This window comes from Pseudomonas pichavaramensis, assembly GCF_050473265.1.
Lineage (GTDB): Bacteria > Pseudomonadota > Gammaproteobacteria > Pseudomonadales > Pseudomonadaceae > Aquipseudomonas.
On sequence record NZ_JBJKFJ010000008.1, the window covers coordinates 1 to 22,706 of the forward strand.

At 63.6% G+C, this 22,706-nt stretch carries 23 protein-coding genes; 14 read left to right on the forward strand and 9 right to left on the reverse strand.

The window, feature by feature from the left end; translation table 11 throughout:
* Positions 1-433 precede the first annotated feature (433 nt).
* Positions 434-2,812 carry a penicillin acylase family protein gene (locus ACJRW5_RS14200; RefSeq protein ID WP_484571154.1) on the reverse strand — a complete coding sequence of 793 codons (2,379 nt, stop codon included), beginning with the start codon at positions 2,810-2,812 and terminating at the stop codon, positions 434-436.
* Between the two features lie 123 nt (positions 2,813-2,935).
* Here ACJRW5_RS14200 and ACJRW5_RS14205 point away from each other — a divergent pair, with 123 nt between their 5' ends.
* Entirely contained in the window at positions 2,936-3,940 is a 1,005-nt protein-coding gene (locus ACJRW5_RS14205) for an AraC family transcriptional regulator (RefSeq protein ID WP_484571155.1), read from the forward strand.
* Positions 3,941-3,945: 5 nt separating this feature from the next.
* Here the strand turns inward: ACJRW5_RS14205 and ACJRW5_RS14210 are convergent, their stop codons facing one another.
* Positions 3,946-4,524 carry a DUF6436 domain-containing protein gene (locus tag ACJRW5_RS14210; RefSeq protein ID WP_484571156.1) on the reverse strand — a complete coding sequence of 193 codons (579 nt, stop codon included), beginning with the start codon at positions 4,522-4,524 and terminating at the stop codon, positions 3,946-3,948.
* Positions 4,525-4,649: 125 nt separating this feature from the next.
* Here ACJRW5_RS14210 and bipL point away from each other — a divergent pair, with 125 nt between their 5' ends.
* Positions 4,650-5,591 (forward strand): phospholipase BipL, encoded by a 942-nt coding sequence (bipL, locus tag ACJRW5_RS14215; RefSeq protein WP_484571157.1) that lies wholly within the window; start codon positions 4,650-4,652, stop codon positions 5,589-5,591.
* On the opposite strand, the gene ACJRW5_RS14220 is transcribed toward bipL, so the two are convergent.
* On the reverse strand, positions 5,588-6,355 hold the full coding sequence (locus ACJRW5_RS14220) for a hypothetical protein (protein WP_484571158.1): 768 nt from the start codon (positions 6,353-6,355) through the stop codon (positions 5,588-5,590). The two genes, bipL and ACJRW5_RS14220, sit on opposite strands and share 4 nt — an antisense overlap.
* A gap of 123 nt (positions 6,356-6,478) precedes the next feature.
* Between ACJRW5_RS14220 and ACJRW5_RS14225 the strand changes: the two genes are divergently transcribed.
* Positions 6,479-7,102: a 2OG-Fe(II) oxygenase gene (locus tag ACJRW5_RS14225; protein WP_484571159.1), complete on the forward strand. Its 624-nt coding sequence runs from the start codon at positions 6,479-6,481 to the stop codon at positions 7,100-7,102.
* Between the two features lie 15 nt (positions 7,103-7,117).
* Here the strand turns inward: ACJRW5_RS14225 and ACJRW5_RS14230 are convergent, their stop codons facing one another.
* On the reverse strand, positions 7,118-7,654 hold the full coding sequence (locus tag ACJRW5_RS14230; RefSeq protein WP_484571160.1) for a DUF6160 family protein: 537 nt from the start codon (positions 7,652-7,654) through the stop codon (positions 7,118-7,120).
* Between the two features lie 268 nt (positions 7,655-7,922).
* Here ACJRW5_RS14230 and ACJRW5_RS14235 point away from each other — a divergent pair, with 268 nt between their 5' ends.
* Positions 7,923-8,417, forward strand: a complete 495-nt coding sequence (locus tag ACJRW5_RS14235) for a 2-thiouracil desulfurase family protein (protein WP_484571161.1) — start codon at positions 7,923-7,925, stop codon at positions 8,415-8,417.
* Positions 8,418-8,475: 58 nt separating this feature from the next.
* Here ACJRW5_RS14235 and serA read toward each other — a convergent pair whose 3' ends face one another.
* Positions 8,476-9,705, reverse strand: a complete 1,230-nt coding sequence (gene serA / locus ACJRW5_RS14240; protein WP_484571162.1) for a phosphoglycerate dehydrogenase — start codon at positions 9,703-9,705, stop codon at positions 8,476-8,478.
* 182 nt (positions 9,706-9,887) lie between these two features.
* Here serA and ACJRW5_RS14245 point away from each other — a divergent pair, with 182 nt between their 5' ends.
* The 5 genes from ACJRW5_RS14245 to ACJRW5_RS14265 all read left to right on the forward strand — a co-directional run bounded on the left by ACJRW5_RS14245 (position 9,888) and on the right by ACJRW5_RS14265 (position 14,560).
* Positions 9,888-11,279, forward strand: coding sequence for an FAD-binding oxidoreductase (locus ACJRW5_RS14245; protein ID WP_484571163.1), 1,392 nt, complete (start codon positions 9,888-9,890; stop codon positions 11,277-11,279).
* A 113-nt stretch (positions 11,280-11,392) separates the two neighbouring features.
* On the forward strand, positions 11,393-12,058 hold the full coding sequence (locus ACJRW5_RS14250) for a fumarylacetoacetate hydrolase family protein (RefSeq protein ID WP_484571164.1): 666 nt from the start codon (positions 11,393-11,395) through the stop codon (positions 12,056-12,058).
* Positions 12,059-12,211: 153 nt separating this feature from the next.
* Positions 12,212-13,126, forward strand: coding sequence for an SdiA-regulated domain-containing protein (locus ACJRW5_RS14255; RefSeq protein WP_484571165.1), 915 nt, complete (start codon positions 12,212-12,214; stop codon positions 13,124-13,126).
* Positions 13,127-13,226: 100 nt separating this feature from the next.
* Entirely contained in the window at positions 13,227-13,574 is a 348-nt protein-coding gene (locus ACJRW5_RS14260) for a NirD/YgiW/YdeI family stress tolerance protein (RefSeq protein WP_484571166.1), read from the forward strand.
* Between the two features lie 71 nt (positions 13,575-13,645).
* Positions 13,646-14,560 (forward strand): SdiA-regulated domain-containing protein, encoded by a 915-nt coding sequence (locus tag ACJRW5_RS14265; RefSeq protein WP_484571167.1) that lies wholly within the window; start codon positions 13,646-13,648, stop codon positions 14,558-14,560.
* Here ACJRW5_RS14265 and ACJRW5_RS14270 read toward each other — a convergent pair.
* Complete coding sequence (locus ACJRW5_RS14270; protein WP_484571168.1) at positions 14,557-14,892, reverse strand: YegP family protein; 336 nt, start codon at positions 14,890-14,892, stop codon at positions 14,557-14,559. The genes ACJRW5_RS14265 and ACJRW5_RS14270 overlap by 4 nt on opposite strands.
* Before the next feature lie 95 nt (positions 14,893-14,987).
* Positions 14,988-15,440: a Cd(II)/Pb(II)-responsive transcriptional regulator gene (gene cadR, locus ACJRW5_RS14275; protein WP_484571169.1), complete on the reverse strand. Its 453-nt coding sequence runs from the start codon at positions 15,438-15,440 to the stop codon at positions 14,988-14,990.
* Between the two features lie 79 nt (positions 15,441-15,519).
* Here cadR and ACJRW5_RS14280 point away from each other — a divergent pair, with 79 nt between their 5' ends.
* Together ACJRW5_RS14280 and ACJRW5_RS14285 are read left to right on the forward strand one after the other, a co-directional pair.
* On the forward strand, positions 15,520-17,715 hold the full coding sequence (locus ACJRW5_RS14280; RefSeq protein ID WP_484571170.1) for a heavy metal translocating P-type ATPase: 2,196 nt from the start codon (positions 15,520-15,522) through the stop codon (positions 17,713-17,715).
* A gap of 11 nt (positions 17,716-17,726) precedes the next feature.
* Entirely contained in the window at positions 17,727-18,071 is a 345-nt protein-coding gene (locus ACJRW5_RS14285) for a DUF3703 domain-containing protein (RefSeq protein ID WP_484571171.1), read from the forward strand.
* A 147-nt stretch (positions 18,072-18,218) separates the two neighbouring features.
* Here ACJRW5_RS14285 and rpiA read toward each other — a convergent pair whose 3' ends face one another.
* On the reverse strand, positions 18,219-18,890 hold the full coding sequence (gene rpiA, locus ACJRW5_RS14290) for a ribose-5-phosphate isomerase RpiA (RefSeq protein WP_484571172.1): 672 nt from the start codon (positions 18,888-18,890) through the stop codon (positions 18,219-18,221).
* Positions 18,891-19,049: 159 nt separating this feature from the next.
* Between rpiA and ilvA the strand changes: the two genes are divergently transcribed.
* Together ilvA and ACJRW5_RS14300 are read left to right on the forward strand one after the other, a co-directional pair.
* Entirely contained in the window at positions 19,050-20,564 is a 1,515-nt protein-coding gene (ilvA, locus tag ACJRW5_RS14295) for a threonine ammonia-lyase, biosynthetic (RefSeq protein WP_484571173.1), read from the forward strand.
* A 14-nt stretch (positions 20,565-20,578) separates the two neighbouring features.
* Positions 20,579-21,019, forward strand: coding sequence for a DUF2269 family protein (locus ACJRW5_RS14300; protein WP_484571174.1), 441 nt, complete (start codon positions 20,579-20,581; stop codon positions 21,017-21,019).
* A 395-nt stretch (positions 21,020-21,414) separates the two neighbouring features.
* Here the strand turns inward: ACJRW5_RS14300 and ACJRW5_RS14305 are convergent, their stop codons facing one another.
* Positions 21,415-22,068 (reverse strand): histidinol-phosphatase, encoded by a 654-nt coding sequence (locus ACJRW5_RS14305; RefSeq protein ID WP_484571175.1) that lies wholly within the window; start codon positions 22,066-22,068, stop codon positions 21,415-21,417.
* 144 nt (positions 22,069-22,212) lie between these two features.
* On the opposite strand from ACJRW5_RS14305, the gene ACJRW5_RS14310 reads away from it, so the two are divergent.
* Positions 22,213-22,692: an RNA pyrophosphohydrolase gene (locus tag ACJRW5_RS14310; protein WP_021445072.1), complete on the forward strand. Its 480-nt coding sequence runs from the start codon at positions 22,213-22,215 to the stop codon at positions 22,690-22,692.
* The last annotated feature ends 14 nt before the right edge of the window (positions 22,693-22,706 follow it).

Below are 22,706 nucleotides of genomic sequence, written 5' to 3' on the forward strand. Positions count from 1 at the left end.
GAAACGGGTGGTGCCATGCCCGTGTGGGCCGTGGCACGCTGTGACGCGGCTGACGCGTCGGATAAAGAGGGGATTCCCCGGCCTGCCTGTACCAAGGTCCCCGAAACGGGGGGCGCCTTGCCTGTGTGGGCTGTGGCGCACGCTGTGATGCGCTTGGCGCATCGAATAAAGAAGGGGATTCCCCGGCCTGCCTGTACCAAGGTCCCCAGAAACTGGATTGCTATAGCCTATGCAGGGCGTATGCCAGTTTTCTTAAGTGGGCTTGAGGCCCTTGTTTTCTGGGGATTGCGGCGCAGCCGGGCGCGCAGAAGAGCGGTCTTTGCGGATGCTGTGCACCAGCGTGCAGCGTGATGCACTGATGGCGCACCACGCGGTTAACGGGGCTGCGCAGTCCGTTTGGGTCGTTGCGACGCCAAGGTGCGCAGCCCGCCGCTCAATCAGGCAGTAGTCTCAGCGTGCCCTGGCTGCTGGCCTGGACGTCGGTTTCGTTCAGGTGCTGCGGGCGGTACACGCCCAGCACGTGGCCGGCGGCCTGGTCTGCATAGTGCGGGTCGAACGGCACGCCGCTCTGGCCTACCGGGTTGCTGCCGAGCGCCGTGCTGCTATCGGCCAGATCGATCAGGCGACGGGTCGAGGGCCCGTAGACCACCTGCCAAGGGGCCGGACCGATCTTGTGCGAGAGGTTGTTCGGCACCTCGTGGCTGCCCGGAGCAGCGTACGGGCCGGCATTCAGCAGCCAGGCCAGTGGCTGCTGCTGGCCCAGCGGATGGCTGTGGGTCAGGGTATGGGCGCGCCCCCATTGCCAGTCGGCGGGATCATCACCGAACTGCTCGCGCAGGTGCGCCAGGCTCGCGCGCCAGGCGTCGGCAACGATCTGTGCTCGGGGTTCCTCGCCACTGCCGCCGCGGCGATGCCACCAGGGCGACGTCGCATCGGCGCTCAGGCGCGGCAGGGCCACGTCGAGCACGCGGCTTTGCAGCAGGCTGTCGAAGAAGGCGTCACCCAGTTCATCGGCCATGGCCTCGTGAGCCAGTTGATAGAGCAGCTGGTTGAACAGGGTGGCGCTCACCGAATCCAGCGGATGCTCGCCGTTCCAGTCAGCCAGGCTCTGCACCATGGCCTGCTCCTGCTCGCCCCGGGCGGCGGCGCGCAGTTCGTCGAGGATCGGCGTCAGCACGCGCATGGGGTAGTCAGTGCCAGTATCGAGTTGCAGGGCCTGGCTGTTGTGCAGGTCCCACTTCACCGAGGTGTCGCTCAGGCGCTGATTGAGGCGCTGGCCACGGTCGGGCAGGTTGTAGTAGCCGGGAATCTCGATGCCGCTGGCCGGCACTGGCTGGTAGTTGGCCGAGACGATATAGCCGCGCGCCGGGTTCTCTTCCTGCGGGTTGGCGCTAAAGGGGTGGAAGCCGAGCTTGTCCGCCTCGCTGCTGGCACCGTCGAGAATGAAGGTCGGGTTGACCCCGGCCGGGCGCAGCGGCAGCTTGGCGGCCGCCCACCAGCCGATGTCGCCGGCGGCATTGGCCCAGACCACGTTGAGGCCGGGCGCTTCGATCTTCTCGGCGGCGGCGCGGGCCTTTTCCAGGGTATTGGCACGGTTCAGCTGGTAGAAGGCGTCGAGGATCGGGTTGTCGGTTTCCAGGAAGGCCCACCACATGGCGATCGGCGTGCTGCCGCTGTTCTGTCCCAGGGCGTCGTTGATGATCGGCCCGTGCGGCGAGCGGCGCAGGGTGACCTGCACCGGCTCGCCGCCCTTGACCTGAATGCTTTCCGTGCGCTGCTCGAGGTCGACCCAGCGATCCTGATACCAAACCTGATTGGCGTTGTCCGGGTTGACGCGCTCGGCGATCAGGTCGAGGTCGTCGTTCTGGAACATGGTCAGGCTCCAGGCGAAATCCCGGTTGTGGCCGAGCATGGCGCTGGGGATGAGCGCGTGGTGGTAACCGTACAGCTCGTAGCCGGGCGCCTGCAGATGCGCCTCGTACCAGACGGCCGGCAGGGAGAAGCGAATGTGCGGATCACCGGCCAGCAGCGGTTTGCCGCTGGCGGTGCGTCTACCGGACACGGCCCAGGCGTTGCTGCCTTCGAATTGCGGCAGGCCGCTGTCGGCCAGTGCCGTGTCGCTGAGCTGGGCGAGGGCGGAGAGGTCCTTCCAGTCGCCGGCTGTCAGGGGGCTACCGAGCACGCCGTCCGGGTGCCAGTCGAGATCGAAGACCTTGAGATAGTCTGCCCCCAGGCTGTCACGCACGTGGGTCATCAGTGGCTCGGTGCGCAGAGCAGCGGCGAAGCTGTAGGCCATGTAGCCGGCGACACTCAGGGTATCGGCGACGGTGAAGGGGCGTGGCTCGATGCCGAGCAGGTCGAACTCGACCGGCAACGGGCGGCTGGCCTGATAGTGGTTGATACCGTCGAGATAGTTCTGCAGCGCCTGTACGGACGGGCTGTCGGCGTCCAGGCGGGTGGCGTAGGCATCGGCGTGACGACCGAGTTCGAGGGTGCGGAACAGGCGATCGGTGGGCACCAGTTTCTCGCCGAGTACTTCGGCCAGCTCGCCGCGGGCCAGGCGGCGCAGCAGCTCCATCTGGAACAGGCGATCCTGCGCATGCACATAACCCAGAGCGCGATACAGGTCCGCCTCGTTCTCGGCGCGGATATGCGGCACGCCCAGTTCGTCATAGTCGACGGTGACTGGAGCCTGCAGCTCACGGAGCACCAGCTCGCCGTCGCGCTGCGGTTGTTTGTCGTGCAGGTACCAGGTCAGGCCGCCCGCTGCAGCAGCAACGATCAGGGCGAGGGCGGTCAGGGAGCGTTTCATCGAGCGGTCCTTGTTGTTATGAGGTTTACGTCGGCCTGCATTCTGCGCAGAAGCCAGGGAGGTGGCATTGACCAAATGCCGCAACGCTGAAAGTCTATGGTCAATTTCTCTTGTGGAGCCCGCATGGCCAACAGCGAGTTCGTTGCCCTGACCCATTCCTCCACGTTGCGACGGCTACTCTACGAGGCGCTGACCGCGCTGGGGCTCGACCCCACGAGTACCTATCGGCAGGCCTACGCTGGCGTGGCACTGGCTGCGCCGCTGCTGGAGGCTCGCGAGGATCATGACAATGCGCCGCGCTTCTGGCAGGCGCTGGAGGGGATAACCGGCGATGCCGACATCGGCCTGCACCTCGGAGAGGTGATGCAGCCACGGCCGATGGACGTGGTCGGCTACCTGCTCCTGGCCGCACGTGATCTGCGCCAGGGCTTGCAGGCTTTCGTGCGTTTCCAGCACATCCTTTCTGGCGGTTTTGCCGCCCGGCTTGAAGAGCAGGGTGAGCAGGCAAGGTTGGTCATCGACCTCAACTACCGTGAGGTCGGATCATTGCGTCAGCAGATGGAGTGTCTGGCGGTGCTGTTGGCGAAGATGCTGGCCGCGGCTGGTGGTGAACTGCCGTTGCTGGGTGTCGACTTTCGGCACCGCGCGCCACGCAAGTTGGGCGAGCATCGGCGCCTGCTCGGTGTCGAGCCGCGCTTTGCGCAGGCGCATGATGCGCTGATCCTGCCACGTGCGTTGCTGGCGCGTCCGTCGCGTAGTGCCAGCCCGCGGTTGTTCGAGGTGCTCAGTAACGAGGCCGAGAAACAGCTGGCCGGGCTGGTGGAAAATCAGCTGCTGGCGCGGGTGCGTTACTGGTTGGAGCTCAACCTGGGCGCTACGACCTGCACGCTGCAGGCGTGCGCGCAGGATCTGGGCAGTAACCGCAGTGCGTTGCAGCGGGCGCTGAGCGAGCAGGGCAGCAGTTTTCGGCTGTTGCATGATGAAGTGCGTCGCCTGTGTGCACTGCGCCTGCTCGATCAGGGGCTGAGTGTGCGTGAGGTGGCGCGTGCCTGCGGTTTTGCCGAGCTGTCGCCGTTCTACCGGGCCTTCCGCCGCTGGCAGGGCGGCACGCCACGCGGTCGAAGCTGAGCGCGTCAGTCGTCTGCCAGTGCCCACTCGCAGAAACACCCGACTGCCAGAGTGTTGCTGGCGTCGACCTTGCGTCCCGCCTCCAGGGCTTCGAGTATGGGTTCGATGAAGCTGTTGCTGGAGTTGCACACCAGTCCTTCGCTGTAGGGGCCGAAATAGGCCAACTGGCCCTGACGGTCCCAGATCGCCACCGCCGGGCTGGCGGGCAGGTTGGCGCTGCCGGGCATCTCGTCGATGGGTTGCAGGGCCGCCAGTTCCGCCGGCAGGCGGCCGTGACTGCCGGGCTTCTGCACCACATGGAATTGCACGCCTTTGGGGGCATAGTGCTCGATCAGCTCGGCCAGGTGCTGCTGGTTGCCGACGTTGCACGGGCAGGCCGGATCCCAGAAATGCACCAGGCGAATCTCGCCAGGGCCGGCCAGCGCGGCTGGCAGCTGCAGTGTGGCGCCGGAGAACACCGCTGCGCGCTCATCGAAGGTGCGCAGGTAGCGTGTCTCGAACCAGCGATAGGCCAGCAGCAGACCGACCAGGCAGGTCAGGACGAACAGGGCGACGAGCAGGTTCTTGCGTGACAGGCGAGGCATGATGCTGATCGAGATGAAAAAAGGGCGTGTAGCTTGCCACGATGCGTCTGGCAGCTGAATATCGCAGCATTCTAGGAGATGTCGACGGGATCGCCCCTGGCAACCTGCAACTTACGGAAAGCCTCATGTCTGAGCCGTTTCAACCCGAACAATTGCGCCCCTTGCTGCGACCCTTGGCCGCAGCGCGCCTGGACCTGCCGGCGCTACAGGCGTACCGCAGCTTCTATGGTCTGGACCTGGGCGGCCGCTACGCCGGGCTGGACAGCAGGCTCGGCAGCTTCAATGCGGCGGGCTATCAGATTGCCGTGCAGCTATGGGCGCCGGCCGAGCCTCGTGCCACCTTGCTGCTGTTGCATGGTTACTACGATCACATGGGGCTGTATCGGCATGTAGTCGATTGGGCGCTGGCTATGAATTTCGCCGTGCTCGCCTGCGACCTGCCGGGGCACGGCCTGTCCAGCGGAGTGCGGGCCAGCATTGGCGATTTCGCCGAGTATCAGCAGGTGCTCGGTGGCTTGTTCGAGCAGGCAACTGAACTCGACCTGCCGCAGCCCTGGCACCTGTGTGGGCAGAGCACGGGCGGGGCGATTGCGTTGGACTACCTGTTGGCCGACGGCAAGCGGCCAGAGCTGGGCCAGAGCATTCTGCTCGCGCCTTTAGTGCGGCCGCGTGCCTGGGGTTGGTCGAAGCTCAGCTATCGTTTGCTCAGCCCGTTCGTGCGGGAGATTCCGCGGCGCTTCAGCGACAACTCCAGCGATGCGACCTTCATCGACTTCGTGCACAACCTCGACCCCTTGCAACCGCGCAGCCTGCCGACTTCCTGGGTTGGTGCGCTGGCTCAATGGGTGCCGCGCATCGAGGCGGCCGCGCGCAGTGAGCACAGCCCGCTGATCGTGCAGGGTGAGCAGGACATGACGGTGGACTGGCGCTACAACCTCGAGGTGCTACAGGACAAGTTCCATCAGCCGAATATCCTGCGCCTCAACGATGCGCGCCACCATCTGGCCAACGAGAATGAAGGGTTGCGCCGTCGCTACTTCGACTTTCTTCGCGAGCGTCTGGTTTAGATGCTCTGGGGCGCTGTCTCCAGCTCGTTGCTGCTCATACCGACCGCGAGGCCGGCACGCAGGGCCTTGAGCGCAGCCTGATAGTAGGCCTGGCCATCTTGCGACTGGGCAAATTCGACGAATTGCTCCAGCTCCGGATCGCTGAGGTCGCGGTAGACATGCAGCAGCGTGTTGTCCAGATCCTGCTCGATCTGTCCCATCAGCCGCTCGCGCTGGCCGTTGAGCAGGCCCTGGGCCTGAGCGCCACCAAGCAGGCCTGGAATCATCTGGCTGAGGCTGTCGGCCGCCACGCCGGCAAGCGCCAGGCTGACCTCGGCGCCGGCTTCCTTGGCCGGCAGCGCTTGGGCCAGATGGCGGATCAGCAGGCGGCGGGTGGCGTCGGCATCGGTACGCGGCAGGCCATTGGCGTACTTGGCCAGTTGGTCGCTGCGCGTAGCCAGTTGTTCGGCAGCGACGATCTTGTGCCCCAGCTCCGTCTGGAAGAACGCCAGGGCCGGTTGCGGGTCGGCCAGCTCCTGGCGCAGGGCTTGCTGGGCGCGCTGGTCGATGGCCGTGGCGGCGAAGCGACGATTGCTGTTGTCCACCAGCGCCTGATAGACCGCTGGCGGCAGCGTGCTGCGGTAGCGTTGCTGGGCCGCATCGAGCGCCTGATTGAAGTGTTCACGCTGTTGTGGCCAGCCGGCGACCTGATACAGGCGCAGATGATCATCGGCCAGGGTCGGCAGGGTCAGGCCAATCAGCAACAGGGCAAACAAAACGCGCATCGGGAACTCCTTGGCAAACTATCCTGGCCAGCCGCATGGTCCTGCGGGCGGCTATTTTCGGTGGCTGGCCGGGGCTTGTCGAGCTATGTCTAGTGGAGCATCCGGCGCTGTACAATCGCTGCCATGAACGACATCGACCAGCAAGACAGCTTTGCCAACCTCATCGACGACCTCGCCAGCCAGGGCTGGTCGTTACGGGAGCTGTTTGCTCCTGAAGATCTGACCCGCGAACTGGCCGCTGAGTGCCGTAAGCGTGAGCGCAGAGGTGAGCTGAGTGCTGCCAGCGTTGGTCGTGGCACCGCTCAGCAGGTGCAGGAGGGCATCCGCGGGGATCGTATTCAGTGGCTGGAACCCGGCCAGAGCGCGGCCTGTGACCAGTATCTGCAGCTGATGGACCGCTTGCGTCTGGCCCTGAACCAGGAGCTGTTCCTCGGTCTGGAGGACTTCGAGTGCCATTTCGCCTGCTACGAGCCAGGTGCGTTCTACCGGCGTCATCTCGATCGTTTCCGCGATGATGACCGGCGCACCGTGTCGGCGGCGTTCTATCTCAACGACAGCTGGTTGCCTGAGCAGGGCGGCGCATTGCGCCTGTATCTGGATGAGGATCGTGAGCACGACGTGCTGCCGCAGGCCGGTACCCTGGCGCTATTTCTCTCCGGGTTCATACCGCACGAGGTGCTGCCAGCCACCCGCGAGCGTTTGTCGCTGACCGGCTGGTTCAGACGTCGTGGTACCGACGTGCTCTGATATCTGGGCGCCTGCTCAGTGACCCCACACCTTGATGGTGCCGTTGATATCGCGAAGATCACGCACGGCGACGTTGCCGATGCTGTTGTCGCCGATGTACAGGTCGCTGGCCACGCGAGCGCGGATCACCAGCTTGCCCAGAGGGCCGAGTTGCTGATTGATGGCGGTCAGGTTGGGCAGCTTCAGTTGCAGCTGGCTCTGGCCGCCGTTGCCCTTGACCACATCCAGCTCCAGCGTCGGCACCTCGATGCCCAGGGCCGGAATGCTGGCGCCCAGCTGTGCCGGGCCGAGGGCATAGCCGTCGCAGTCGCCGGGGGCGAGGCAACCGTTGTCGATCTTCACGTTGCGCAGCGACAGGCTACCGCCATCGTCCTGCCAGCGCATTTCGTCGATGCGCGCCATCAGATCAAGACGGATACTGATGCCGGCCTGGCCGCTGATCTGGCTCAAGCGCTCGTCCTCCAGTACGCGCAGGTCAGCCTGGGCGAAAGGGGCAGACAAAGCCGCGCTGCACAGCAGTGGCAGGATCAGGATGCGAAGCGAACTGGACATTAATGTGACCTCCCTGGTTGGCGTTAAAGTCGCGCAGCGACGCCTTCCTTCCTTCTCCTGCCGGGAGAAGGTGACGCACAGCGCCGGCTGAGGGAGGGCATGACCGTTGGCAGCAGGAGTCTGGTCTGGCGCGCCCTGCGATGCCATGGGTAAGCCCTGCTTCCCGCCGAAGGATAGGCCGGGGGATGGCGCTTGTGCCGAGCCGTCCGACGTGGGCTGACAGCCTTGTTACCGCTGGTTACTCTGGGCGCGGCAACGGAGAGAGTCGATGCAGAAAATATTGGTCAGTCGCTGCTTGCTCGGTCATCGGGTGCGCTATGACGGTGGCGTGCATGGGCCCTTCGATCAGTTGCAGCAATGGCTGGATGAGGGCCGCGTTGTGGCGCTCTGCCCGGAAGTGGCGGGCGGCCTGCCGACTCCGCGTGCGCCGGCAGAAATTCGCGATGGCCAGGGCGCTGCTGTACTGGAGGGGCGTCTGCCGGTCCTGACGATCGAGGGGGAGGACGTCACTGCAGCCTTCCTCGAGGGCGCCGAACAGGCGTTGGCGCTGGTTCGTCAGCACGATATCAGGCTGGCCTTGCTCAAGGCGCGAAGCCCGTCGTGCGGCAATCTGGAAAACTATGACGGCAGTTTCAGTGGGGTGCGGGTGGCGGGTGAAGGCGTCACCGCCGCCGCGTTGAAACGAGCCGGGGTGAAGGTGTTCAACGAAACGCAACTGGCTGAGGCGATGAACGAGCTGGCTCGTATCGAGGCCAGCCAGTAGCCTGGAGGCGAAATGAAAAGGGAGGCCGAAGCCTCCCTTTTTGCTGCCTGCAGCGTACTTAGAACAGCACGCGGCTGCGGATGGTGCCGCGAACGTCCTGCAGTTTCTCCAGGGCCAGGTCGGAGTACTCGGCGTCGACGTCGATGACCACGTAGCCGACCTTGTCGTTGGTCTGCAGGAACTGACCGGAGATGTTGATGCTGTTGTCGGCGAAGACCTTGTTGATCTCGCTCATCACACCCGGCACGTTCTCGTGGATGTGCAGCAGACGGTGCTTGCCCGGGTGCGCCGGCAGCGCCACTTCAGGGAAGTTGACCGAGGACACCGAGGTGCCGTTGTCGCTGTACTTGACCAGCTTTTCGGCCACTTCCAGGCCGATGTTGGCCTGGGCTTCGGCGGTGGAACCGCCGATGTGCGGGGTCAGGATCACGCGATCCAGGCCGCGCAGCGGGCTTTCGAAGATGTCGTCGTTGGATTTGGGCTCGACCGGGAATACGTCGATGGCGGCGCCGATCAGGTGCTCGTCCTTGATCGCATTGGCCAGGTGATCCAGCTCGACCACGGTGCCGCGTGCGGCGTTGATCAGGATGCCGCCCTTCTTCATGGCACGGATTTCCTTCTCGCCGATCATCCACTGGGTGGACGGCAGCTCCGGCACATGCAGGGAAACGATGTCGCACAGACCCAGCAGTTCGTGCAGGTCAGCGATCTGTGTGGCGTTGCCCAGCGGCAGCTTGGTCACGGTGTCGTAGAAGAACACCTGCATGCCCAGTGCTTCGGCCAGTACCGAGAGCTGGGTGCCGATGGAGCCGTAGCCGACGATGCCCAGCTTCTTGCCGCGAATCTCGAAGGAGTTGGCCGCCGATTTGATCCAGCCGCCGCGATGGCAGGAAGCGTTCTTCTCGGGGATGCCGCGCAGCAGCAGGATGGCTTCGGCCAGTACCAGTTCAGCCACCGAGCGGGTGTTGGAGTACGGCGCGTTGAACACAGCGATGCCGCGCTCGCGAGCCGCATCCAGATCCACCTGGTTGGTGCCGATGCAGAAGCAGCCCACGGCGACCAGTTTCTTCGCACAGTCGAAGACGTCGGCGGTCAGTTGGGTGCGTGAGCGAATACCGATGAAGTGGGCGTCGGCGATCTTCTCTTTCAGCTCCTCGCCCGACAGCGCGGTCTTGAGGTACTCGATGTTGGTGTAACCGGCGGCCTTCAGCGTGTCCACGGCGTTCTGGTGAACGCCTTCGAGAAGAAGGAACTTGATCTTGCTCTTGTCGAGAGAGGTCTTGCTCATCGGAGTACCTGTTGTCCCACAGAATAATGTCAGGGAAGGGCTGAGAAACTCAGCCAACGCCCGCGGATCGCTGCACGTCTCGATTCACGGGGTGCGTATGCTAGCATGTCCGCCTTTTTCAATGCTCGGTTGCGACCTGAATGGTTCTCAGGGCGACCATGAATCCTTTGAGAGTTCTGTAGATGACCACCCCCGCCCAGATCGAAGAGCTGAAGACCCTGGTTGAGCCCGGCAAGGTGCTGACCGACGCCGATTCCCTGGAAACCTACGGCAAGGACTGGACCAAGCAGTTCGCCCCGGCGCCTTCGGCCATCGTCTTCCCCAAGACCACCGAGCAGGTGCAGGTGATCGTGCGTTGGGCCAATCAGCACAAGATCGCGCTGGTGCCCTCGGGCGGCCGTACCGGTCTGTCCGCCGCTGCCGTGGCAGCCAATGGTGAGGTGGTGGTGTCGTTCGACTACATGAACCGCATCGTCGAATTCAACGAGTATGACCGCACCGTGGTCTGCCAGCCGGGCGTGGTGACCAAGCAGTTGCAACTGTTCGCCGAAGAGAAAGGACTGTACTACCCGGTGGATTTCGCTTCGTCCGGCTCCAGCCAGATTGGCGGCAACATCGGCACCAATGCCGGCGGGATCAAGGTGATTCGCTACGGCATGACCCGCAACTGGGTTGCCGGCCTGAAAGTCGTGACAGGCACTGGCGAACTGCTGGAACTCAACCGTGACCTGATCAAGAACGCCACCGGCTACGACCTGCGCCAGCTGTTCATCGGTGCCGAAGGTACGCTCGGCTTCGTGGTTGAAGCCACCATGCGCCTGGAGCGCGCGCCGAAGAACCTCACCGCGATGGTCCTCGGTACGCCGGACTTCGATTCGATCATGCCGGTGCTGCATGCCTTCCAGAGCAAGCTCGACCTGACGGCTTTCGAATTCTTCTCCGACCGCTGCCTGGAAAAGATCCTTGGCCGTGGCGACGTGCCGGCGCCGTTCGAGAGTCGCACGCCGTTCTACGCCCTGCTGGAGTTCGAGGCGCTGAACGAGGACGTGGCCAACGAAGCCCTGGCGACCTTCGAGCATTGCGTCGAGCAGGGCTGGGTACTCGATGGCGTGATGAGCCAGAGCCAGCAGCAGCTGGAGAACCTGTGGAAGCTGCGTGAGTACATCTCCGAGACCATCAGCCACTGGACGCCGTACAAGAACGACATTTCCGTCACCGTCGGCCAGGTGCCGTCCTTCCTCAAGGATATCGATGACATCGTTTCGGCCAACTACCCGGACTTCGATGTGCTCTGGTACGGCCATATCGGTGACGGCAACCTGCACCTGAACATCCTCAAGCCCGAAGCGCTGGCCAAGGAGGACTTCTTCGCCAAGTGTGCGGTGGTCAACAAGTGGGTGTTCGAGATCGTCGAGAAATACAACGGTTCGATCAGCGCCGAGCATGGCGTCGGCATGACCAAGCGCGACTACCTGCAGTACAGCCGCTCGGCCGCGGAGATTGCCTACATGAAAGCGATCAAGGCGGTGTTCGATCCCAACGGCATCATGAACCCCGGCAAGATCTTCGCCTGAGCCCAGACGCCCGCCTGACCGCGGGCGTTTTCGTATCTTGCCCCGCGTCGGTTAAGGTACGTGACCGGCCACAAGCCGGGATGCCCACAATACGAACAACACAGGAGTCGGTGATGAGCTATCAGCACCAGTATGTCGACGGTACCACCGTCCACTTCCCGCTCGGCAAGGTCGTCTGCATCGGCCGCAACTACGCCGAGCACGCCAAGGAACTGAACAACCCGGTGCCCAGCGAGCCCCTGCTGTTCATCAAGCCGGGCTCCTGCGTGGTACCGCTCGATGACAGTTTTGCAATCCCCGAGGATCGTGGTTCGGTGCACTACGAGGCCGAGATCGCCGTACTGATCGGCAAGCCGCTGTCGAGGAAGCCGGATACCGAGGAAGTGCGCGATGCCATCAGCGGCTTTGCCCCGGCGCTGGACCTGACCCTGCGTGACGTGCAGGCCAAGCTCAAGGAGAAGGGCTATCCCTGGGAAATCGCCAAGAGTTTCGATGGCGCCTGCGTGCTCGCGTCGTTCGTGCCGGGCGATGCCATCGAGGATCTGGCGGACATCGGCATTCGCCTGGCTATCAATGGCGAAACCCGCCAGGACGGCAACAGCCGTGACATGCTCAACCCCATCGTGCCGATGATTCAGCATATGGCCGGGCATTTCTCCCTGCAGCCGGGCGATGTGATCCTCACCGGTACACCGGTCGGCGTCGGTGCCCTGAACAAGGGCGACGAACTGGTGCTGGAGCTGGTCGGTCACAGTCGGTTCACAAGCCGCGTGGTATAACCGCCAGCGCCTGATGGCCCTGTTGCATTTGTAGCAGGGCTCTCATGCACGCCGTGGAAGGGCTTCACGGCCAGCGCTGCCTCTCACCATCGGGGCCGCAACCTCTGTCGACATCGGATGTCCTATCGCATTCCTGCCGTCGAGTCATAGTTGATGTTCCCTCTTTACTCGCGTATCCGCCGCCGTTACTGGTTGGCTGCCTTGCTCGTAGTGGCGCTGGGCGCTCTGGTGCAGACCCAGCATCTGGATGATCGTGCCCGACTCTGGTTGCAAGAGCGCTCCACGCCATTGGTCGATCAGTTGGCCAGTGTCTGGCTGCCGGGCTATCGCGCGGTGATTCAGGCCAAGGCGCTGAGTGGTCTGGAGAAGGATGAAACCTCCGGGCTGACCTACAACCCGGTGACCGGGACGCTGTTCACCGTCACCGGCAAGAACCCGCTGCTGGTCGAGCTTTCCCGTCAGGGTGAAATCCTGCGGCGTATCGAGCTCAAGGGTTTTGCCGACCCGGAAGCGGTGGAGGTGATGGACAACGGCCTGATGGCCATCGTCGACGAGCGACGCCGCCAGCTCACCACTTTCACCCTGAAGGATGATGATCTGACCCTCGATGCCACGGGGCTTCCTGGTTTTGACCTGGGCTTCACCGAGGCGGGCAACAAGGGCTTCGAGGGCCTGGGGTGGGATGCGCGCAGCCATAGCGTGATTCTGGGCAAGGAACGTGGTCCGCTGGGTCTGTTCAGCCTGCCGTTTCCCGGCGAGGACGGCAGCGTGGGTGCCTTGCAGCCACTGGCCGCAGAGCACCTGGGGCTGCGCGATATCTCCTCGCTGAGTGTCGACGGTCGTACCGGTCACCTGCTGGTGCTGTCCGACGAGTCGCGCATGCTGCTGGAGCTCGACCGGACAGGAAAACCGGTCAGCTTCCTCAGTCTGAACGGCGGGCTCAATGGGCTGGAGAGCGGTATCGAGCAGGCCGAGGGCGTCGCCATGGACGAGGACGGCAATATCTATATCGTCGCCGAACCCAACCTTTTCTATGTGTTCAGCAAGCCTGCAGAGAAGGCTGGTTGATCGCCGCAAGCGTTCAGCTTGGCTTAAGCGACGATTCAGTCTGGCTTCAGCTAGCAGCACTAATCTGACCCCGTCACTTACGAACAACGAGGTCAACATCATGAAACGCACTGCTCTCGCTCTGATGATTCTGCCGCTGCTCAGCACTGGCGCTTTCGCCGCCGGTTATACCGGCCCGGGCGCGACCCCGCAGGTCACCACCGTCTCCGCTGCACTGGAGGCTGCCGACGATACCCACGTGGTACTGGAAGGTCAGATCGTCAAGCGTCTGCAAGACGAGCTGTACGAATTCAAGGATGCCACCGGTACCATCCAGGTCGAGATCGATGATGAAGACTGGCCGGGCCAGAGCGTTTCGGAAACCGCCAAGGTGCGCCTGACCGGTGAGGTCGACAAGGATTTCAACAGCCGCGAGATCGATGTCGACCGGGTCGAACTGATTAACTGAACCTGATGTTCTGCACGCCCGCCACAGCATGCCTGTGGCGGGTTTTTACGTGGTCGTAAGAGAAAATCGCCATGCGCCGCCTGCTCTCCATCAACCCCTGGCTGTACCTGCTGTTCTTCATGTTGTTGGTCGGCGCCGTGCTGGCTCAGCAGTACCGGCTGTTCGAGCGCGCCTGGTTTTCGGTCCAGCAGTGGCAGCATGGCGCGCAATGGCGCGATCAGTCGCTGTGGCTTGGCGACTACCAGGTCGCGATCGAGGCGAAGCCGATCGCCGATATCAGCGATGTTTCGGCGCTGACCTACGACCCGGACCGGCGCAGCCTGTTCAGCGTCACCAATAAGCCGGCCCGGGTGATCGAGCTGAGTCTGCAGGGTGAACTCAAGCGGACGATCGAACTGGAAGGCTTCGGTGACCCGGAGGCCATCGAATACGTGGCGCCTGGCACCTACGTGATCGCCGATGAGCGCGAGCAGCGCCTGGTCAAGGTGCTTATCGACGATACCTCCCGTGTGCTCGATGCTGCTGAGTTCCAGCAGCTGTCACTGGGCATTGGCCGCAATGGCAACAAGGGCTTCGAGGGGTTGGCCTACGACGCACAGAGCCAGCGCTTGCTGGTGGCCAAGGAGCGCGACCCGGTACGTATCTTCGAAGTGCTCGGTTTCCCTCATGTCGATACCAGCAAGCCGCTGGCGCTGCAGGTCAATACCGACCCCAAGCGCGATGCCCGTCTGTTCGTGCGCGACCTGTCCAGTCTGGATTTCGATTCGGCTACCGGTCATCTGCTGGCGCTGTCCGACGAGTCGAGGCTGGTGATCGAGTTGAACACCGAAGGCAAGCCGGTCAGCACCCTTTCCCTGCTGCGTGGCCAGCACGGCCTGCAACACGGCGTGCCGCAGGCCGAAGGCATTGCTTCGGATCAGGCGGGCAACCTCTACCTGATCAGCGAGCCCAACCTCTTCTACGTCTTCAGGAAGCCTGCTGACTAGGCCGTCTGATCATCCGTTGCTGCGTTCGGTGCGTTCTTCTGCACCGACTCGATCCCGCCTTTGCAGGCAGACGCGCTGCTGTACATCTGGCTTTGCCCGACCACCTGACCGTTGGTGGCCTTGAGTACGAAGTAGTGCTTGTCGTTGCTCGAGGTCTTGGTCTCGAAGGCGCCCTCACGTTGCGAGTTCTTCTTGACCGACTCGATGCCGTTAAGCGCTGAGTCTTTGGCCTTGTACATCTCGCTGGTGAGGATGACCTGGCCATTGGTCGCCAGCAGATTGAAATGGAACTGGCCGTCTTTGGCCTTTTTCAGCTCGAACTTTGCAGACATGCTCATCTCTCCTGGGTGACCGGCGAAATGCCGGTGCCGTTTCGCTTGGCAAAACAAGCCTAGTCCAGTTCGAGGGTGCGTGGAGACGCCGCGCCTCAGTGCGAATGGCTCTTGCCGACGTGGGTATGGCCGTCGTCTGGCAAGGGCTGCACGCCACCGCTGACGTTGAGCTGGCGCAGAATGCCGCAGTCTTCGGCCTCCTGTATGCCATTGCAGCGGTCGCGTAGTTCCGTCAACTGATCGCGCAGCGCCTGCAGGCTGTGGATGCGCGCTTGCACGTGTTCGATATGCTCGTCCACCAGACTGTTGATGCCGGCACAGCTTTCGTGAGGAAGATCACGCAGGGCCAGCAGGCGCTGAATCTCCTCCAGGGTCATGTCCAGCGTGCGGCAGTTGCGGATGAACACCAGGCGTTCGACATGCTCCTGCGTATAGAGGCGGTAGTTGCCTTCACTGCGCGCGGGTGCCGGCAGCAACCCTTCACGTTCGTAGTAACGGACGGTCTCGACCTGGCAGCCGGCCAGTTTCGCCAATTCGCCAATCTTCATGCGCGTACCTCCTTGGGGGTTGACCCTATAGTGACTACAGGGTGTGTACTCGGCAACAGACACTTGAAGGAGAGTTGCCATGAGCCGCTGTTGCGATCACTCGCACGAGCCATCACCTGTACGTCATGAGCACGACGTCACGCCGTCGTCGCTCGCCGACGAGCCGCTGACCGGGGCGGTGAATACGCGCATCCGCATCGAACAGATGGATTGCCCCACGGAAGAACGTCTGATCCGCGATGCGTTGGGGCGCCTGCCCGGTGTGGCGGGGCTGCAGTTCAACCTGCTGCAGCGGGTGCTGACCGTCAGTCATGATGACGGCGCACTGGCGCAGGTGTTGCCTGCTATCCAGGCGCTGGGCTTCACCCCGCAGCTGGACGATGCCGGCGCTGCTGTGCAACCTGCCGCGGGTTCTGCGCCGAAGCCCTGGTGGCCACTGGTGGTGGCGGCTGTGCTGGCCACTGCTTCGGAAGTGGTGCATTTCGCCACGCTTGGCCCTGAGTGGCTGGTCGCGCTGCTGGCGTTCGCCGCCATCGGCCTGTGCGGCCTGAATACTTACAAGAAGGGCTGGATCGCCCTGAAAAACCGCAACCTCAATATCAATGCGTTGATGAGCATCGCCGTGACCGGCGCCGCACTGATCGGCCAGTGGCCGGAGGCGGCGATGGTGATGGTGTTGTTCACCCTTGCTGAACTGATCGAGGCGCGCTCGCTGGATCGGGCTCGCAACGCCATTCGCGGGCTGATGGATCTGGCCCCGCCACGCGCCACGGTGCAGCAGGCCGATGGCAGCTGGCAGGAAATGGACGTACAGGCCATCGCACTGGATGCCTTGGTGCGTGTACGCCCCGGCGAACGCATCAGTCTTGATGGCGAGGTGGTCGGGGGTAGCTCGACGGTCAACCAGGCGCCCATTACCGGCGAAAGCCTGCCGGTGGAGAAGCGCGTGGGGGATCCGTTGTTCGCCGGCACCATCAACGAAGCCGGCTCGCTGGAATTTCGGGTTACTGCGGCGGCGCGCGATACCACCCTGGCGCGGATCATCCATGCGGTGGAAGAGGCGCAGGGCTCGCGCGCGCCGACCCAGCGCTTCGTCGATCAGTTCTCGCGCATCTATACCCCGGCGGTGTTCATCTTTGCCCTGGCGGTTGCCGTGCTGCCGCCGCTGGTCATCGGTGGCGTCTGGCTCGACTGGGTTTACCGCGCCCTGGTGCTGCTGGTGGTGGCCTGCCCCTGTGCGCTGGTGATCTCCACCCCGGTGACCATCGTCAGCGGTCTGGCCGCGGCGGCGCTCAAGGGCATCCTGATCAAGGGCGGTGTGTACCTGGAAAATGGTCGCCATCTGGCCCTGCTGGCGTTGGACAAGACCGGCACCTTGACTCACGGCAAGCCGGTGCAGACCGACAGCCTCAATCTGATGATGACGGACGAGGCGCAGCATGCCGTCTGGGCGGCGAGCCTGGCTGCGCGCTCCGATCACCCGGTATCGCGCGCCCTGGCCCTGCATGCGCAGGAGCAGGGGCAGGTGCTGTACGCAGTCGAAGACTTCGAGGCGCTGCCGGGGCGCGGTACCAAGGGGTGGATCGACGGCAGGCTGCTTTATCTGGGCAACCACCGCCTGGTCGAAGACCTCGGGCTCTGCTCGGCGCAGTTGGAAGAACGCCTGGAGGCGCTGGAGCGGCAGGGCAAGAGCGTGGTGGTGTTGTGCGACGGTCAACGTGCGCTGATGCTCTTCGCCGTGGCCGACACGGTGCGCCAGAGCAGTCGCGAGGCGGTCGGTGAGCTGCACGAACTGGGTGTGCGCACCTGCATGCTTACCGGTGATAACGCCCATACCGCAGCGGCCATCGCTGAACAGGTGGGTGTCGACGAAGCACGTGGCGACCTGCTGCCGGCGGACAAGCTGGCCTGGGTCGAGGCGCGCCAGGCGCAGGGCAAGGTGGTTGGCATGGTCGGCGATGGCATCAACGACGCCCCGGCACTGTCCAGGGCCGAGATCGGCTTTGCCATGGGCGCCGCCGGCACCGATACCGCCATCGAAACGGCGGATGTCGCCCTGATGGACGATGACCTGCGCAAGATTCCCGCGTTCGTGCGCCTGTCCCGTCAGACTCACGCGATTCTCGTGCAGAACATCATCCTGGCGCTGGGTATCAAGGCGATCTTCCTGGCCATGACCCTGGCGGGTGAGGCGACCATGTGGATGGCGGTGTTCGCCGACATGGGCGTGAGTCTAATGGTGGTGTTCAACGGCCTGCGGCTGCTGCGCAAATGAGGGTGTCGAGCATGCGTGAACCTTTGCGGCTGGCCATCGAAGAGGCGTTCGCCGAAGCCGGGCAGGCATTGGCAGCGCGCCATCCCGACGAGGCGCTGCCCTGGCTGGAGCGGGCGCATATCCTCACTCAGCGGCGACCTTGGCTGCATGCGCGTTCGCACTGGCTGATGCTGCAGGCAGGCTGGCAGCAAGGGGATATGCGTGAGGTGCTGGGGCAAATGCCGCGCATTCTGGCAGCGCTGCTGTTCTCGCGGATCTGGGTACCGCTCGGCAATACTGGGCGGGCACGGGTCAGCGCTTTCAAACCGATGCCGCTCAGCGAGGAGCTGCGCCGCCTGCTCGATCAGGCAGCGTAGTAGCCCGGCTGCAATCCGGGAAGCCCCGTGCCTTTGCCGCGGATTTCATCCGGGCTACCGACTGCGCAAACCTGAGTGAATGGAACAAAGGGTTCTGTGGAAGCGGCTTCAGCCGCGACAATCGCCGCTGAAGCGCCTCCCACAGATTCAGCGCTTGAGCTCTTTCACGCCTTCGGCGGTACCGAGCAGCAGCAGATCGGCCGGGCGGGCGGCGAACAAGCCGTTGGTGACCACGCCGACGATGGCGTTGATGTCCGCTTCCAGCTTCACCGGGTTGGTGATCGACATGTTGTGTACGTCGAGGATGATGTTGCCGTTATCGGTCAGCACGCCCTCGCGGTACACCGGGTCGCCGCCCAGTTTCACCAGTTCGCGGGCCACGTGGCTGCGCGCCATTGGAATCACTTCCACCGGCAGCGGGAATTCGCCCAGCACCGGCACCAGCTTGCTGGCGTCGGCGATGCAGATGAAGGTCTTGGCCACGGCGGCGACGATCTTCTCGCGGGTCAGCGCGGCGCCGCCGCCCTTGATCAGGTTGAGGTGCTCATCGCTTTCGTCGGCACCGTCGACGTAGAACTCCAGATCGCTGACGCTGTTCAGGTCGTACACCGGGATGCCGTGGCCTTTCAGGCGCGCGGCGGTGGCTTCGGAGCTGGCCACGGCACCGTCGAATTCCATCTTGTGCTGGGCCAGCGCATCGATGAAGAAGTTGGCGGTGGAGCCGGTGCCGACGCCGACGATGCTCTTGCTGTCGAGGCGGGGGAGAATGTGGTCGACGGCGGCTTGGGCCACGGCCTGTTTCAGCTGATCCTGGTTCATCGCGGGTCTGTGCCTGGGAGTGGGGAGACGTGAGGCGCAAATTATAGCCGCAACTGGTGTGTTCACGGGGCAAACCCGCATGTTTCGTATGGTCGCCCGGCTTGGCGCTGGGGTAGACTCGGCAGTCCCTTCCCAAGCCCGAATGCCTGCGAAATCGCCATGCTCGAACAGTACGTGAAGAAGACCCTCACCTCGCGCGTCTACGACGTCGCGGTGGAAACCCCGCTGCAACCCGCCCGTCAGCTCAGCGAGCGACTGGGCAGCCAGATTCTGCTCAAGCGCGAGGATCTGCAGCCGGTGTACTCGTTCAAGATTCGTGGTGCCTATAACAAGCTGGCGCAGCTGTCCGCCGAAGAGCTGGCGCGCGGCGTGGTCACAGCCTCGGCTGGCAATCACGCCCAGGGCCTGGCCCTGGCTGCCAAGCACCTGGGCGTCAAGGCCACCATCGTCATGCCGCGCACCACCCCGGAGCTCAAGGTGCAGGGCGTGCGCTCGCGGGGCGGCAAGGTGGTGCTGCACGGCGATGCCTTCCCCGAAGCGCTGGCGCATTCGTTGAAGCTGGTGGAAGAGAAGGGCTACACCTACATCCATCCCTATGACGATCCGCTGGTGATCGCCGGCCAGGGCACGGTGGCCATGGAGGTACTGCGCCAGCATCAGGGGCACATCGATGCCATCTTCGTCCCGGTCGGCGGCGGCGGGCTGATCGCCGGTATCGCTGCGTATGTGAAGTACCTGCGCCCGGAAATCAAGGTGATCGGCGTCGAGCCGGACGACTCCAACTGCCTGCAGCAGGCCATGGCCGCCGGTGAGCGCGTGGTGCTGCCGACCGTCGGGCTGTTCGCCGATGGCGTGGCGGTGGCGCAGATCGGCCAGCACACCTTCGATATCTGCAAGGACCATGTCGACGAAGTGATCACCGTCAGCACCGACGAGATCTGTGCGGCGATCAAGGACATCTACGACGACACCCGCTCGATCACCGAGCCGGCCGGCGCGCTGGCCGTGGCCGGGATCAAGAAGTACGTTGAGCGTGAGGGGGCCAAGGGCGAAGTGCTGGTGGGCATCGACTCCGGTGCCAACGTCAACTTCGACCGCCTGCGCCATGTGGCCGAGCGCGCCGAATTGGGCGAGAAGCGCGAGGCGATCATCGCCGTGACCATCCCCGAGCAGCCGGGCAGCTTCAAGGCCTTCTGCGAGGCGCTGGGCAAGCGTCAGATCACCGAGTTCAACTACCGCTACCACACCGGTCGCGAAGCGCACATCTTCGTCGGTGTGCAGACTCACCCGGAGACCGACCCGCGCGCGGCGCTGGTCGAAGGCCTGCGCGAGAAGGGCTTCCCGGTGATCGACCTGACCGACAACGAGCTGGCCAAGCTGCATATCCGCCATATGGTCGGCGGCCATGCCGCCGATGTCGGCGACGAAGTGGTGCTGCGCTTCGAATTCCCCGAGCGGCCGGGTGCGTTGTTCAACTTCCTGCAGAAGCTCGGCGGGCGCTGGAACATCTCCATGTTTCACTACCGCAACCACGGCGCTGCTGACGGCCGCGTGCTGGCTGCGCTGCAGGTGCCGGCCGAGGAGCGCCCACTGGTGCCGGCGGCGCTGGACGCCATCGGCTATCCGTACTGGGATGAAAGCGACAACCCGGCTTTCCGCCTGTTTCTCGGCTGAACAAGGACGACATGATGGAACACTATCTGCTGGTTCGTATCCTGCACAGCGCCCCGGGTATCTTGCTGCTGCTCGGCCTGATCGCGCATGCCTTCATGCTGTTCAAGGCGCAGCGCGGTGGTGATGCTGCTGTGCTGGCGCGCAAGCTGCGCGTGACCCTGCTGTACAGCCTGCCGGCCTTTGCCGTGCTGGCGCTGAGCTTGCCGCTCACTGGCTATTGGTTGGTCAGCACCGTTGGCTGGCCGCTGGGACAGACCTGGCTGCTGCTGGGCAGTATTCTGTACGCGGTGATGATGCTGCTCGGCTTGTTGCTGGCCGGGCGTCTGGCGTCCTGGCGAGCGCTGGGGGATGCGCCGGCACCCACTTCGCTGAAGCGTCTGTGCCTGATCTACGCCGGGCTGATTCTCGTGTTGCTGATCGCCATCATGGCGCTGATGGGCGCCAAGCCGGTATGAAGCAGCCGCAGAGCGGCTTCTGATGACCCTCTCCTATTTATGGGAGAGGGTGCTCGAAGGGCGGGAGAGGGCTTGTGGTTCGATGATTCTCGCGATTGCCGCAGTAGCAGGCTTCGCGGCTAAAGCCGCTCCTACGGCCACTTGGTGACATCACCTGCTCAATGCAGAGGCGTAGGGCAGACAACACTGTGCTTGTCCACTAACGGACTCACCGAACTCCGGTCCTTGGCGCAATACCCCGCATAGGTGCCGGTCTGCTGGCGACTATCACGGCGCGATATAAAGCTCGCCGTTAAAGCGCCTCCCACAGTACCTGTAGCTCGGATGCAATCCGGGGCTTTGTGGGAGGGCTTCAGTCGCGATCAGGCCGAGTGCCATGTATCCGCATCGCGCATTCAGCGCAGCGAGATCACCGGCCAGCCGCGTTCGGTGGCGGTGGCGCGCAGCACGTCGTCCGGGTCCACTGCAACAGGGTTGGCCACGGCCTCCAGCAGCGGCAGGTCGTTGCGCGAGTCGCTGTAGAAATAGGCACCTTCGAGATTGTGGCCCGTTTCGGCCAGCCACTCGTTCAGCCTCGTTACCTTGCCGCCCTGGTAGCACGGGACGCCGGTGATCTGTCCGGTGTAGCGGCCATCCTGCATGCCGCACTCGGTGGCGATCAGTGTTTCCACGCCAAGGCGCTCGGCAATCGGCGCGGTGACGAAGCGGTTGGTCGCGGTGATGATCACCAGCTTGTCGCCGGCGGCGCGATGTTCGGCCAGCAGTTCCTCACCCTTGGCCAGGATGATCGGCTCGATCACCTCGGCCATGAATTCGCGGTGCCATTGCGCCAGTTGCGCCATGTCGCTGCGGCCGAGAATGGCCTGGCTGAAATTCTGGTAGGCCACCACGTCCAGCTTGCCGGCACAGTAATCGGCATAGAAAGCATCGTTGCGTGCCAGATATTCGGCCGCATCGACCAGGCCGCGCTGGCAGACGAATTCGCCCCAGCTGTGGTCGCTGTCGCCGGCCAGCAGGGTGTTGTCGAGATCGAAAAGGGCCAAGCGCACGGTTCTGTACCTGTTCTTCAAGAGTTTGGGGCGCGCCAGAATAGCGGCTTTGGCCGGGCTTTCCCACTGCCGCCAAACCCGCGTTGCTGCTGTACTCGGCTTTGTGGAACAATGCCGGAACTTGCGTGTACGAGGTTGCTTGCCGTGATCGACTCTGATGGTTTTCGCCCGAATGTCGGCATCATCCTGACCAATGATGTCGGCCAGGTGCTCTGGGCCAGGCGCATCAATCAGGATGCCTGGCAGTTTCCGCAAGGCGGCATCAATGATCGCGAATCGCCGGAAGAAGCGCTTTATCGTGAACTGAATGAAGAGGTCGGGCTCGAAGAGCAGGATGTGAAAATCCTCGCCTGCACTCGCGGCTGGTTGCGTTATCGTCTGCCGCAACGTCTGGTACGCACGCACAGCCAACCGCTGTGTATCGGCCAGAAGCAGAAGTGGTTCCTGCTGCGTCTGACCGGCGCCGAGGAGCGTGTACGCATGGACCTGACCGGCAAGCCCGAATTCGATGGCTGGCGCTGGGTCAGCTACTGGTACCCGCTGGGCCAGGTCGTCACATTCAAGCGCGAGGTCTATCGCCGCGCGCTCAAGGAACTCGCCCCGCGCCTGATAGTGCGCGACTGATACGGACCCTAATC